This window comes from Listeria monocytogenes ATCC 19117 (genome assembly GCF_000307025.1).
In the GTDB taxonomy this organism is placed as follows: Bacteria; Bacillota; Bacilli; order Lactobacillales; family Listeriaceae; genus Listeria; species Listeria monocytogenes_B.
Genome location: NC_018584.1, coordinates 199,498 through 212,648 on the forward strand (window position 1 = coordinate 199,498; position 13,151 = coordinate 212,648).

The window sequence follows — 13,151 nt, forward strand, 5'->3', positions numbered from 1 at the left end:
TACGGAATTTTATCAAAGGGAGAGAGATTATGAAGATTCGTCGCAGTGAACGATTAATTGATATGACGCAGTTTCTATTATCGCATCCGCGAAAGTTAGTGCCGCTTACGATGTTTGCTGAACGTTATGGCTCAGCTAAGTCTTCTATTAGTGAAGATTTGGTTATCATAAAGAAAACATTTGAAGACAGAGGGATTGGTACGCTCGAAACTGTTCCGGGTGCTGCTGGTGGTGTGCAATATATTTCGATAGCGGGAAATGACGATGTGCTGGATTTTGTGCATACGCTATGTAATAGAATTGCGGAGCCAAACCGTTTGCTTCCAGGGGGCTATTTGTACTTATCTGATTTACTTGGAGAACCAGTAACGCTCAAAGCAATTGGTAAAATTTTAGCAACGAAATTCAATAACCAAAAAATAGATGCGATTATGACTGTTGCGACTAAAGGGATTCCGATTGCACAAGCGGTTGCTGAACATTTAAGTGTCCCCTTTGTTATCGTACGTCGTGATAGCAAAGTGACAGAAGGCTCAACTGTAAGCATTAACTATGTTTCAGGTTCATCCAAACGAATCGAAAAAATGGAATTATCCAAACGAAGCTTAGCTGAAGGCTCTAATGTAGTAATTGTGGATGACTTTATGAAAGCTGGAGGAACAATTAATGGTATGAAAAATCTGCTAGAAGAATTCAACGCGCATTTAGTTGGAATTGGCGTGTTAGTTGAATCCGAATATGCGGAAGAGCGCTTAGTGGATGATTACGTATCTCTTGTAAAAATAAAAAATGTGAACATGAAAGAAAAACAAATCGAAGTTGTTGATGGGAATTACTTTAATAGTTGATTCTAAACCCTGGAAAATATTCTGGGGTTTTTCTTTTTTTGGGGGGCGAATTGCTACTAAAAACAAATCAGTCTTCCGATGTACTTCACTCAGTTAACTTTTATGGTAGAATGAATTCTATCGTTACTACATAAAATTCAAGGCTTCTAGACTTTAGGAGCAGAAGGAGAACATTCATGAAAAAGTGGGTTAAATGGTTAATTGTTATCGTAATTATCGCAGTAGTAGCCGTTGGTGCGGTTTTCTTGCTGTCGAAAAATAGTGGCTCCGTAACACAAGAAAAATTAGTTACAGCCAAAGTAAAACAAGGAGATATGAAAATCAATGCTACAGGAACAGGCGCGATTTCTCCGGTAAACACACAAGTTCCAGATTACGATGAACTTCAATTAGTAGCGCAAATGGACGAACTTGATATTCCTAACATCAAGAAAGACCAAGAAGTAAAAGTCACAGTAACAGCACTACCTGACAAAACTTATACAGGAAAAGTGAAAGAAATCGCAGAACAAGGTCAAGTACAAAATGGTGTGTCTAGCTTCTCTGTAATCATTTCTCTTGATAAAACAGACGATTTAAAAGCGGGTATGACTGCTGATGCTTCCATTTTAGTAAATGAGAAAAAAGATGCGCTATACGTTCCAATTGAAGCTGTTCAAAAAGACAGTGACGACAAATATTACGTATTAGTTCCAGAAGAAAAAGACAATGGGAAAACGAAAAAAGTGAAGAAATTTGTAGAAACTGGTCTTCATAATGAAGATAATATCGAAATCACTAAAGGTGTTAAAAAAGGCGAAAAAGTAATCCTTCCTACACAAGAAACTTCTACGGTTCCTGGTGCTCCTAGCTAAGTTTTTTGTAAGTACAAATCAGACAAATTGTATGAAGGAGGGATAAACATGCCAAAACCGCTAATTGACATGAAAAATTTAACAAAAACGTATACGCTAGGCGGAGAAACTTTTAAAGCATTAGACGATGTTACTTTTACCGTTGAGCAAGGCGAGTTTTTATCCATCGTTGGTCCGTCCGGTTCCGGTAAATCCACTTTAATGAATATGATTGGTTGTTTGGATGTTCCGGATGAAGGCAGCTATCACCTTGATGATGTAGATGTTTTTAAACTGAGCGATAATAAACTATCCGAAATCAGAAATAAAAAAATTGGCTTTATTTTTCAGCAGTTTAATTTGCTTCCAAAATTATCTGCCTTTGAAAATGTGGAACTACCACTAATTTATGCAGGACTAAGTGTTTCTGCACGAGAAAAAGCCGCAATCGAATGTTTAGAAAAAGTAGGCTTACTTGAAAAACGTAGAAACTTACCAACGCAACTTTCTGGTGGCCAACAGCAACGTGTGGCTATCGCAAGAGCACTCGCCGGCAAACCGCAAATTTTGCTAGCAGATGAGCCAACTGGTGCGCTCGATTCGAAAACAGGTAAAGAAGTAATGGGAATCCTACAAGAATTGAATCGTGCTGGAAACACCATCGTTATGATTACGCATGATCCAACAATCGCCTCATACGGTACAAGAAGTATCCGTATTCAAGATGGTAAATTATTCCATGAGGAGGCGACGCAAGCATGAATGTTCTCCAAAGCATGAAAATGGCATGGAAACAATTAAAGGCAAGTAAATTAAGGTCTTTTCTAACCATGCTAGGTATTATTATTGGTGTCGCATCCGTTATTCTTTTAGTATCTCTAGGGAATGGTGTAACGCAAGAAGTTGATGACCAAATGGGCGATTTGGGTTCGAATTTAATTACAGTAGTTAATAGCTCTGTTAATCCAAACGACAAATATACGTATGATGAAGTAATGAAATATCAAAACATTGATGGAGTCAAAAGCGTTTCTCCAGAATTATCTGGACAAGTCAATGCAACTTTTGATTATAAGAATTCAAGTAATAAGGTGATAGGCACGAATGACCAATATAAGGCCGCGCGTAGCCTAGAAATGAAGGAAGGGCGTTTCCTACTACCGATTGATACCGAATATGGCCAGAAAGTAGCTGTAATAGGCTCTACGGTAGCAAGTGATCTATTTGGTTTTGGGGATCCGATTGGCGAAACCATTAGATTAAACGGAATGCCTTACAAAGTTGTTGGTGTCTTGAAAGAAAAAGGCGCGTCTATGATGGGATCTAGCGATGACCAAATCTTTATTCCGATTTCTTCCGCTCAAAGGCTCCTAAAAGATACAAATGTCCGTACAATCTATGTAGAAACAAAATCTGCCGAAGATGTTGATTTTGTAGTAAACACACTAGAATCACGTCTTGCGATTAAATTTGGTGACGAAAAAGAACAAGAAAAAAATGCGTCATCCGCACAAATGGGACCATCTTATCAAGTCATTAATCAACAAGAGATTCTCAATGCTTTCAACACGATTAGTACAACGCTAACTACTGCGCTTGGTGCGATTGCTGCTATTTCACTTGTTGTTGGTGGTATTGGAATTATGAATATTATGCTAGTTTCTGTTAGTGAGCGAACGAGAGAGATTGGTATAAGAAAAGCGCTCGGAGCTAAAAAACGAGCCATCCTGTTACAATTCCTAATTGAATCCATTGTTATTAGTGTCTGTGGTGGGATTATCGGTATTATTATCGGGGTCTCAGGAGCGCTCATATTTGGCTCAGTCGCAGGTATATCGTCAGGAATAACTGCAGGAACCATTATCTTCTCCTTCGTATTCTCACTATGTATCGGAGTGATATTTGGTATCGCACCTGCTAATAAAGCTTCGAAATTAAGACCAATTGACGCATTAAGATCCGAATAAATAAAAGAAGCCTGAAATAAGCTGTTTCGGGCTTCTTTTTTTACTAAAATTAGCTACTAAGTTGTCTTGTCATCTATATTTAATCTTTTTGTCACAATTAAACGCTTTCAATAGCCGGTTTTGGTAAAAAATTTAGAATAAAAATAAAATTAATTCTCGCAACATGCATTAGAATGGGGTTTTGGGGGAATATAGTCTCTGTTGGTTAATTAGAGTAAATGGGATAGAGAAGTATAAAAATGTAAATATATGAGCTCTGTAAACTCATAAACCCTATATATATTGTATACAATTATTTTCGAAAAATGATAAATCAAATACCGTTTTACTGGTGTTATTGTCTGCAAAATAGTATGATGATTACAGATTGATACTGTAATGGCAATGGTTTTGAAGTTTTTATACGTATGATGATAATTATTGTATACAAAACAAAAACTAGTAGGAACAATCTGTAAAAGTCAACGATTTTCAAAAAAAAAAACTTTTTTTTAGATTACAATTCACAAAGTTGTCAAATTTAGTTTTTTTTATTATTATGTTCATAGGGAAGAATTTTACGTGAATATTGCTTGCTTTATAAAAGTAATTTTTTCTATGGGGGAATTTTTCTCGAGTGTGTACTTAAGTTGCATGTGAGCATTGTTTACTAGCAGCGCAACTAGATTAAGGTGGTGAAGATAATGGAGATTACAGATGTGAGATTACGACGTGTTGAGACAGATGGGAGAATGAAAGCTATTTCTTCAATAACGATTGACGGTGAGTTTGTTATTCACGACATTCGTGTCATCGATGGCAACGAGGGTTTGTTCGTAGCTATGCCAAGTAAACGTGGTGTTGACGGTGAATTCCGTGATATCGCTCACCCAATTAATTCTGACACTCGTGCAAAAATTCAAGAAGTAGTTTTAGCTGAATATGAGCGCGTTGGTGAAGAAGAAGCAACTGCAGTAACAGAAGAAGAATCTGAATCCGTTTCTGCTGAATAATTTAAAATTTTCAAGGGCTAGCTGCGTGCTAGCCCTTTTTGTGTACATGAAGCATGAAAAAAATCATAAATAGCCTTGGTCTTCTATTTTTGCTATGGTATAATTAATAGCAGGTTATAAAACAGGGAGGAGAATTTTAAATGATGTTGCAAAAACAGGTCCATTTTAGAAAACTTTTTTGTGGCATAAGTGTAAATTCTTCTTTTAGTAAGCAAATAAATAATCATACTATATCTTTCGGAATTTTCAAACAAATAAAACTTTAAATTGAATCTTTACCTAAAAAAAGTAGGTAAGGTTTTTTATTTGGGCGCATTCTTGAAAAAATGTAAATTTTACGTTATCATTCATAGTGGATGAATAGTGAATATTGGAGGTTCTATATAATGTCAAAACGATATGCTGTAGTGCTTGCTGCTGGCCAAGGCACACGGATGAAATCAAAACTTTACAAAGTATTGCATCCTGTTTGTGGAAAACCAATGGTCGAACATGTAGTAGATCAAATTTCGACGCTTAATGTTGATAAAGTGGTTACAATTGTAGGTCACGGAGCTGAGAAAGTACAAGAGCATTTAGCTGGTAAAAGCGAGTTTGTAAAGCAAGAAGAGCAACTCGGAACGGCGCATGCAGTACTGCAAGCGAAAGCGGAACTTGCAGGTAAAGATGGTGTGACGCTCGTTGTTTGTGGGGACACGCCTTTAATCGAAGCTAGTACGATGGAAGCTTTACTGAAATATCACCATGAAAAACGTGCAAAAGCAACTATTCTTACAACGGTTATTGAAGATCCTACAGGTTATGGTCGTATTATTCGTGATGACCTAGGCATTGTAGAAAAAATCGTAGAACATAAAGATGCAACAGAAAAAGAACAACGTATTTCGGAAATTAACACTGGGACATATTGCTTTGATAATAAAGCTCTTTTTGAAGCGTTAGAGAATGTTTCTAACGATAATGTGCAAGGAGAATATTACTTACCAGATGTTATTAAGATTTTAAAAGATTCGGATGAAGTCGTTGCGGCTTACAGAATGGAGTCTTTTGAAGAGTCACTTGGAGTGAACGACCGAATTGCCCTAGCTGAAGCATCCAGATTAATGCAACGTCGAATTAACGAAAATCATATGCGTAATGGAGTAACGCTTGTTAATCCTGAAAACACGTATATTGATATAGATGTAAAAATTGGTCAAGATACAGTAATTGAACCAGGAGTTATGCTTCGTGGGGAAACTGTAATCGGTGATGATTGCGTGGTTACAACCGGCTCGGAAATCGTAAACAGTGTTATCGGTGAACGAGTATACGTCAGAACTTCTTCTATTTTCGAAAGTAAAGTTGGCGATGACGTTCAAATTGGCCCATATGCGCACCTAAGACCAGAATCTGACATTCACGATCATGTGAAAATCGGGAACTACGTCGAAACGAAAAAAGCAGTGGTTGGTGAAGGAACTAAATTACCACATTTCATTTACATGGGAGATGCGGAAATTGGTAAAAACGTCAATGTTGGTTGCGGAAGTATTGCTGTTAATTACGACGGCAAAAACAAAGCGAAAACCATCATTGGGGATAATGTCTTTGTTGGCTGTAATTCAAACCTGATTGCACCTGTCAAAGTGGGAGATCGAGCTTTCATAGCTGCTGGTTCCACGATTACAAAAGATGTTCCTGACGATGCGCTAGGCATTGCTCGTGCGAAACAAGACAATAAACTTGGTTATGCAAAACATTTGAATCACGGTAAATAATTTCCATTTGGGAATTTTAAAATTTTAATAAAAAATAGTGGAGGCTGATTATGTCAAACGAGTATTTTGATCCAAAGTTGAAGATTTTCTCGCTAAATTCTAATCGTGAACTAGCTGAAGAGATTGCGAAAGAAGTTGGTATTGAGTTAGGGAAATCAAGCGTTACTCATTTTAGTGATGGAGAAATCCAAATTAACATTGAAGAAAGTATCCGTGGTTGTCATGTATATGTTATTCAATCAACGAGTAATCCTGTAAACCAGAATTTAATGGAACTTTTGATCATGATTGATGCGTTGAAACGCGCTTCCGCAGCAACAATTAATATTGTTATGCCTTACTATGGTTACGCACGTCAAGACCGTAAAGCAAGAAGTCGTGAACCAATCACAGCGAAATTAGTAGCAAACTTAATCGAAACTGCTGGTGCAACTAGAATGATTACACTTGATATGCATGCACCGCAAATCCAAGGTTTCTTTGATATTCCAATCGATCACTTGAATGCAGTTCGCCTTCTAAGTGACTATTTCAGTGAACGTCATTTAGGTGATGATCTAGTAGTAGTTTCCCCTGACCATGGTGGAGTTACTCGAGCTCGTAAAATGGCTGACCGTTTGAAAGCGCCGATTGCTATTATTGATAAGCGTCGTCCGCGTCCAAACGTAGCTGAAGTAATGAACATCGTTGGTAATGTAGAAGGGAAAGTTTGTATCATTATTGATGATATTATTGATACAGCTGGAACAATCACACTTGCTGCTAAAGCATTGCGTGAAGCAGGCGCAACAAAAGTTTACGCATGTTGTTCGCACCCAGTTCTTTCAGGTCCTGCTATGAAACGTATTGAAGAATCGCCAATCGAAAAATTAGTTGTTACAAACTCCATCGCTCTTCCAGAAGAAAAATGGATTGACAAAATGGAACAATTATCTGTTGCAGCTCTTCTTGGCGAAGCAATCGTTCGCGTTCATGAAAATGCTTCTGTAAGTTCTTTATTCGAATAAAATATAAAACAGGATGCCTCATTGAGACATCCTGTTTTTTGATTTAATTTAATTTTCCCCAAGTAGCAGGACATGCTAAATAAAACCATTCATCTAATTTAGGAGCATATCTTTTGAGATAATCAAGATTTTGTACATAAAAGCATGAATTTTTATACACGATAACTTTCTCTTGCTTTAATTTAGAAATAATTCTGCTAACAGCTGAGCTATGTGCGATACCGCTTGAATAGCCTAACTCCTGCATTGTTAAATTATCCAGTGTAATCTTGATGCCATCAGGAGTTTCTTTACCATACACATAGGTCAGGATTAAAAGTTGACCGCAAATAGAGCCGAGCTTCCCGTTAATCGAAAAATCATTAAATTTGGCTAGGCTGTATGAAACTTGTTTTTGTAGGGTTTGGAAAACATAGAAAAAGTGCGTAAGATTCTTGCTCAGTAGTTCTTTTAGTTCGTTTATTTTGATAACGTATGCGGTAGCCTGTTCGCTAATGACTTCTAAATTATAATAGCCAACCGATGTTTCTGTATCGATAAAGCCAGACATTATAACGAAAGCACCTTTATAGTATTGTAAATTCATGATGGTCCCGTTCTCACTAATACTTGTAAGCTTTGTAATACCATCATATAGGAAAATACAATATTCTTGTGGATCCCATTGGTTAAAAATAAGTTCTTTTTTATGAAATTGTTTTGGTTTTATCCCGTTAGTTTCTAAATATTTTTTGAATTCTTCTGCTTGAGCGTTCATGTCTCATCCCCCAATCGTTTTTTATCGCCCTTTTTTAAAATACCCTAAAAACATTAGGCAGTAACAACAATTGTTAGCTGTTGAAAGAAAGTCACGCTAAATAATATTTTTTACATATAGGATTTTATTATACAAATTTTGATTTCGCAAAAGAAATGCATACATATTTAAAAACGGATTTATTTAGATGTTAAAATTGAAATAGGGTTAGTATATGGTTCCGATGGTTGCTCGGAGATATACTAACCCTTTTTTTGTAGGAATAATATATGTTAGTTGAATTTATTGTTTTTTATGATGTTTTTGATAGTTTGTTTTTCGGGGAAGTCCATGATTAGAATGCCTAATCCTCGAACTTTTTCCGATGTTAAGTTGAGTACGAACTGCTCTACTTTGTTGTTTAATGCTGCAGCATACTGACGAGGTGTGAATGTTAATGAAGTGGCACTAATATGGTTAAGAAACAGTTTGTTGTCCGCTTTAGAAGCTTGATAAGCAGTCTGGACAATCTCTTTGAATTTTGTTTTCACACTCGGACCATTGTAGTCATCTTGAATTACTTGGTTGGATGCGCCGAACTGCATGCCGAATTTGTGTGAATTAATGACTAATGGCTTTTTTGTGTGGTTCTCTGAAAGTAATAATATTTTTCCGCGGACATCTTTTAATGTAGGGATTTTATTGCTCGTGTCAGTTCTGGGAGTAGTGTAAAAATAATCTTTGTAAATGTTGATTAATGGTTGGATCCGATAATCAAAACTATCGTTGCTGTTTTGCTCGTCTTTTAAACGCATAATAATGGTTTCTTTTGGATTTTTCTTTAAAAATTGAGTAATCGTTTCTAATACACCTGAAAGTGATGCATTTAAAAAAATTGGCCCATGGTAAATTTTGAGATTGTCTTTTGCTCTAATATCGATGTACCGTATTCCTGCTTCTAGTTGTTGGTACAATGACATCGTTTGTGTTTGAGCCAGTGGTTTGGTTAATGTCCACGTCATGTCTCCGTTATAGCTCATCGTATCATGTGTACCTGGTATAGAGAGTGCTGCTAGGCTCGTTGTGTCAGGTAGAGCGGACATCCATTGCTTTGTAGTTACAGAGTTCTTTATTGGCTTATTCCAGTTATTAAGCGAATATGCTTTTCCACCTAATGGGAAAGTAAAAAAGCATAAAATAAAACAGAGTACTAAAACTAATGTGCGTTGCAAATAATTCTTATACAAAATGGCCCCCTCCTTTGATTAGTATATTCCTATCTTAAAGTTACTTTTATGTCGAGTCATTAACATTTGTTAACGACGATAAAGGGACAGCGGGACTAGAATAAAGCTATAAAGCAAGCATATAATATTGCGTTTCATCTTTAGAAGCGAATTTCGCCAATATTATAATTATCAAAAGAGAGGAGGGGCTAAACAGTATTTGGCATTATTAGGTTAAAAAATGTAGAAGGAGAGTGAAACCCATGAAAAAAATAATGCTAGTTTTTATTACACTTATATTAGTTAGTCTACCAATTGCGCAACAAACTGAAGCAAAGGATGCATCTGCATTCAATAAAGAAAATTTAATTTCATCCATGGCACCACCAGCATCTCCGCCTGCAAGTCCTAAGACGCCAATCGAAAAGAAACACGCGGATGAAATCGATAAGTATATACAAGGATTGGATTACAATAAAAACAATGTATTAGTATACCACGGAGATGCAGTGACAAATGTGCCGCCAAGAAAAGGTTATAAAGATGGAAATGAATATATCGTTGTGGAGAAAAAGAAGAAATCCATCAATCAAAATAATGCAGATATCCAAGTTGTGAATGCAATTTCGAGCCTAACATATCCAGGTGCTCTCGTGAAAGCGAATTCGGAATTAGTAGAAAATCAACCCGATGTTCTTCCTGTCAAACGTGATTCATTAACACTTAGCATTGATTTGCCAGGAATGACTAATCAAGACAATAAAATTGTTGTAAAAAATGCTACTAAATCGAACGTTAACAACGCAGTAAATACATTAGTGGAAAGATGGAATGAAAAATATGCTCAAGCTTATCCAAATGTAAGTGCAAAAATTGATTATGATGACGAAATGGCTTACAGTGAATCACAATTAATTGCAAAATTTGGTACGGCATTTAAAGCTGTAAATAATAGCTTGAATGTAAACTTCGGCGCAATCAGTGAAGGGAAAATGCAAGAAGAAGTCATTAGTTTTAAACAAATTTACTATAACGTGAATGTTAATGAACCTACAAGACCTTCCAGATTTTTCGGCAAAGCTGTTACTAAAGAGCAGTTGCAAGCGCTTGGAGTGAATGCAGAAAATCCTCCTGCATATATCTCAAGTGTGGCATATGGCCGTCAAGTTTATTTGAAATTATCAACTAATTCCCATAGTACTAAAGTAAAAGCTGCTTTTGACGCTGCCGTAAGTGGGAAATCTGTCTCAGGTGATGTAGAACTGACAAATATCATCAAAAATTCTTCCTTCAAAGCCGTAATTTACGGTGGCTCCGCAAAAGATGAAGTTCAAATCATCGACGGTAACCTCGGAGACTTACGAGATATTTTGAAAAAAGGTGCTACTTTTAACCGGGAAACACCAGGAGTTCCCATTGCCTATACAACAAACTTCTTAAAAGACAATGAATTAGCTGTTATTAAAAACAACTCAGAATATATTGAAACAACTTCAAAAGCTTATACAGATGGAAAAATCAACATCGATCACTCTGGAGGATACGTTGCTCAATTCAACATCTCTTGGGATGAAATAAATTATGATCCTGAAGGTAACGAAATTGTTCAACATAAAAACTGGAGCGAAAACAATAAAAGTAAGCTAGCTCATTTCACATCGTCCATCTATTTGCCAGGTAACGCAAGAAATATTAATGTTTACGCTAAAGAATGCACTGGTTTAGCTTGGGAATGGTGGAGAACGGTAATTGATGACCGGAACCTACCGCTTGTGAAAAATAGAAATATCTCCATCTGGGGCACTACACTTTATCCGAAATATAGTAATAGTGTAGATAATCCAATCGAATAATTTTAAAAATTAATAAAAAAATTAAGAATAAAACCGCTTAACACACACACGAAAAATAAGCTTGTTTTGCACTTTTCATAAATTATTTTATGAAGAATGTAGAAACAGGCTTATTTTTTTAATTTTTCTAGAAGAATTAACAAATGTAAAAGAATGTCTGATTGTTTTTCCATATAATATAAGCATATCCCATAGTTTAAGCCACCTATAGTTTCTACTGCAAAACGTATAATTTAGTTCCCACATATGCTAAAAAACGTGTCCTTAACTCTCTCTGTCAGATTAGTTGTAGGTGGCTTAAACTTACTTTTACGAATTGAAAAGGAGCGGTGAAATGAAGAGTAAACTTATTTGTATCATCATGGTAATAGCTTTTCAGGCTCATTTCAATATGGCGGTAAAAGCGGATTCTGTCGGGGAAGAAAGGCTCCGAAATAATATACAAGCCAAAAGGAACCCTGCTGATTTAAAAGCTTTGCCAGATTCCTGCGAAGCAAAAGATTTTTATAAAAATTTTAAAATTCTTGATATGACAAAAGATAAGCTAGGCGTTACGCATTATACGCTCGCGCTAAGTTCTGATGGTTACTTGACTGATAATGATGAAATAAAGGTCCACGTCACACCGGATAATAAAATCGCTTTTATAAATGGAGATTTACAGCAAGGGCAGCTTAGGATTACTAATCAAATAAAAATCACAGAAAAAAATGCTATTGAAAAAGCATTTGAAGCCATTGGTCAGAGTGAAGCTCATGTGAAAAGTTATATTGGAAATCCAGTGAAAGAAAAAGAAATCATCATCAATTCCAGAACAAAACGCTTAGTTTATAATATAAAATTGATTTTTGCTGAGCCGGAAGTTGCGAGTTGGATTATTCAAGTGGATGCAGAAACCGGCGCAATTTTAAAAAAACAAAATATGCTTTCCGAGGTAGAGCGGGCTGATACCCACAAAGATTTTCAAGCGCTTGGTAAAGGAGCTAACCGATTACTCCAGAGGCCATTACATGTCATGAAAATAAATGACCTGTTTTACTTAGTGGATAGAACTCATAAAGGACTCATAAGAACTTTTGATTTAAACCATAAAACGGACGCATCTTTTGGAAAAGTGGTGTCGAATAAAACGAATATGTTTACGGATCCGGAATTTAGTTCCGCGGTGGATGCTCATTTTTACGCAAGTGAAGTGTACGATTACTATAAAAATGTCCATCAACTAGAGAGTCTAGATGGTAAAGGTGGAGAAATTGATTCGTTTGTTCATTATGGCTTGAATTGCAATAATGCTTTTTGGGATGGCCGAGAAATTCTTTATGGAGATGGGGACAAAAAGAATTTCAAACCATTTTCATGCGCCAAAACGATTGTTGGTCATGAACTAACGCATGCGGTTATCCAGTATTCGGCAGGATTAGAATACGAAGGGCAATCAGGTGCGCTAAACGAATCGTTCGCCGATGTCTTTGGTTATTTTATTGCGCCAAATCATTGGTTGATTGGTGAGGATGTCTGTGTGCGTGGGTTACGAGATGGGCGAATAAGAAGCATCAAAGATCCTGACAAATATAATCAAGCGGCTCATATGAAGGATTATGAATCGCTTCCAATCACAGAGGAAGGCGACTGGGGCGGAGTTCATTTTAATAGTGGTATACCGAATAAAGCAGCCTACAATACGATCACTAAACTTGGAAAAGAAAAAACAGAACAGCTTTACTTCCGCGCCTTAAAGTACTATTTAACAAAAAAAGCCCAGTTTACCGATGCGAAAAAAGCACTCCAACAAGCGGCGAAAGATTTATATGGTGAAGATGCTTCTAAAAAAGTTGCGGAAGCTTGGGAAGCGGTCGGAGTTAACTGATTAACAAATGTTAGAGAAAACTTAATTCTTCAAGTGATATTCTTAAAATAATTCATGAATAT

The 13,151-nt window shown here is 36.4% G+C and carries 11 protein-coding genes; 9 read left to right on the forward strand and 2 right to left on the reverse strand.

The genetic code is table 11. The features are described from left to right. The first annotated feature begins 29 nt into the window (after positions 1 to 29). From purR to LMOATCC19117_RS01050, 7 genes are all read left to right on the forward strand, one after another. Positions 30 to 848, forward strand: a complete 819-nt coding sequence (gene purR, locus LMOATCC19117_RS01020) for a pur operon repressor (protein ID WP_003722721.1) — start codon at positions 30 to 32, stop codon at positions 846 to 848. 176 nt (positions 849 to 1,024) lie between these two features. Then, a complete protein-coding gene (locus tag LMOATCC19117_RS01025; protein WP_003722722.1) occupies positions 1,025 to 1,702 on the forward strand; it encodes an efflux RND transporter periplasmic adaptor subunit in 678 nt (225 codons plus the stop codon). 48 nt (positions 1,703 to 1,750) lie between these two features. After that, complete coding sequence (locus LMOATCC19117_RS01030) at positions 1,751 to 2,443, forward strand: ABC transporter ATP-binding protein (protein ID WP_003722723.1); 693 nt, start codon at positions 1,751 to 1,753, stop codon at positions 2,441 to 2,443. Continuing rightward, entirely contained in the window at positions 2,440 to 3,648 is a 1,209-nt protein-coding gene (locus LMOATCC19117_RS01035; protein WP_003725507.1) for an ABC transporter permease, read from the forward strand. The genes LMOATCC19117_RS01030 and LMOATCC19117_RS01035 overlap by 4 nt, the downstream gene beginning before the upstream one ends. A 683-nt stretch (positions 3,649 to 4,331) precedes the next feature. Continuing rightward, a complete protein-coding gene (spoVG, locus tag LMOATCC19117_RS01040) occupies positions 4,332 to 4,640 on the forward strand; it encodes a septation regulator SpoVG (RefSeq protein ID WP_014929010.1) in 309 nt (102 codons plus the stop codon). Positions 4,641 to 5,026: 386 nt separating this feature from the next. After that, positions 5,027 to 6,400, forward strand: a complete 1,374-nt coding sequence (glmU, locus tag LMOATCC19117_RS01045; RefSeq protein ID WP_003734710.1) for a bifunctional UDP-N-acetylglucosamine diphosphorylase/glucosamine-1-phosphate N-acetyltransferase GlmU — start codon at positions 5,027 to 5,029, stop codon at positions 6,398 to 6,400. A gap of 50 nt (positions 6,401 to 6,450) precedes the next feature. After that, positions 6,451 to 7,407 carry a ribose-phosphate diphosphokinase gene (locus LMOATCC19117_RS01050; protein WP_003722728.1) on the forward strand — a complete coding sequence of 319 codons (957 nt, stop codon included), beginning with the start codon at positions 6,451 to 6,453 and terminating at the stop codon, positions 7,405 to 7,407. A 43-nt stretch (positions 7,408 to 7,450) separates the two neighbouring features. Here LMOATCC19117_RS01050 and prfA read toward each other — a convergent pair whose 3' ends face one another. Then, entirely contained in the window at positions 7,451 to 8,164 is a 714-nt protein-coding gene (gene prfA, locus LMOATCC19117_RS01055; RefSeq protein WP_003722729.1) for a listeriolysin O transcriptional regulator PrfA, read from the reverse strand. Positions 8,165 to 8,436: 272 nt separating this feature from the next. Beyond that, positions 8,437 to 9,390: a phosphatidylinositol-specific phospholipase C gene (gene plcA / locus LMOATCC19117_RS01060; RefSeq protein ID WP_003726703.1), complete on the reverse strand. Its 954-nt coding sequence runs from the start codon at positions 9,388 to 9,390 to the stop codon at positions 8,437 to 8,439. A 242-nt stretch (positions 9,391 to 9,632) separates the two neighbouring features. On the opposite strand from plcA, the gene hly reads away from it, so the two are divergent. Next, positions 9,633 to 11,222, forward strand: a complete 1,590-nt coding sequence (gene hly / locus LMOATCC19117_RS01065) for a cholesterol-dependent cytolysin listeriolysin O (protein ID WP_003728174.1) — start codon at positions 9,633 to 9,635, stop codon at positions 11,220 to 11,222. Positions 11,223 to 11,556: 334 nt separating this feature from the next. Then, a complete protein-coding gene (gene mpl / locus LMOATCC19117_RS01070) occupies positions 11,557 to 13,089 on the forward strand; it encodes a zinc metalloproteinase Mpl (RefSeq protein WP_003725730.1) in 1,533 nt (510 codons plus the stop codon). The last annotated feature ends 62 nt before the right edge of the window (positions 13,090 to 13,151 follow it).

What these genes read in the sequence shown, in the direction of transcription:
- LMOATCC19117_RS01050 (WP_003722728.1), top strand. Translation starts at nt 6,451, where the DNA reads ATGTCAAACGAGTATTTTGATCCAAAGTTGAAGATTTTCTCGCTAAAT.
- glmU (WP_003734710.1), top strand. Translation starts at nt 5,027, where the DNA reads ATGTCAAAACGATATGCTGTAGTGCTTGCTGCTGGCCAAGGCACACGG.
- hly (WP_003728174.1), top strand. Translation starts at nt 9,633, where the DNA reads ATGAAAAAAATAATGCTAGTTTTTATTACACTTATATTAGTTAGTCTA.
- LMOATCC19117_RS01030 (WP_003722723.1), top strand. Translation starts at nt 1,751, where the DNA reads ATGCCAAAACCGCTAATTGACATGAAAAATTTAACAAAAACGTATACG.
- spoVG (WP_014929010.1), top strand. Translation starts at nt 4,332, where the DNA reads ATGGAGATTACAGATGTGAGATTACGACGTGTTGAGACAGATGGGAGA.
- prfA (WP_003722729.1), bottom strand. Translation starts at nt 8,164, where the DNA reads ATGAACGCTCAAGCAGAAGAATTCAAAAAATATTTAGAAACTAACGGG.
- mpl (WP_003725730.1), top strand. Translation starts at nt 11,557, where the DNA reads ATGAAGAGTAAACTTATTTGTATCATCATGGTAATAGCTTTTCAGGCT.
- LMOATCC19117_RS01025 (WP_003722722.1), top strand. Translation starts at nt 1,025, where the DNA reads ATGAAAAAGTGGGTTAAATGGTTAATTGTTATCGTAATTATCGCAGTA.
- purR (WP_003722721.1), top strand. Translation starts at nt 30, where the DNA reads ATGAAGATTCGTCGCAGTGAACGATTAATTGATATGACGCAGTTTCTA.
- LMOATCC19117_RS01035 (WP_003725507.1), top strand. Translation starts at nt 2,440, where the DNA reads ATGAATGTTCTCCAAAGCATGAAAATGGCATGGAAACAATTAAAGGCA.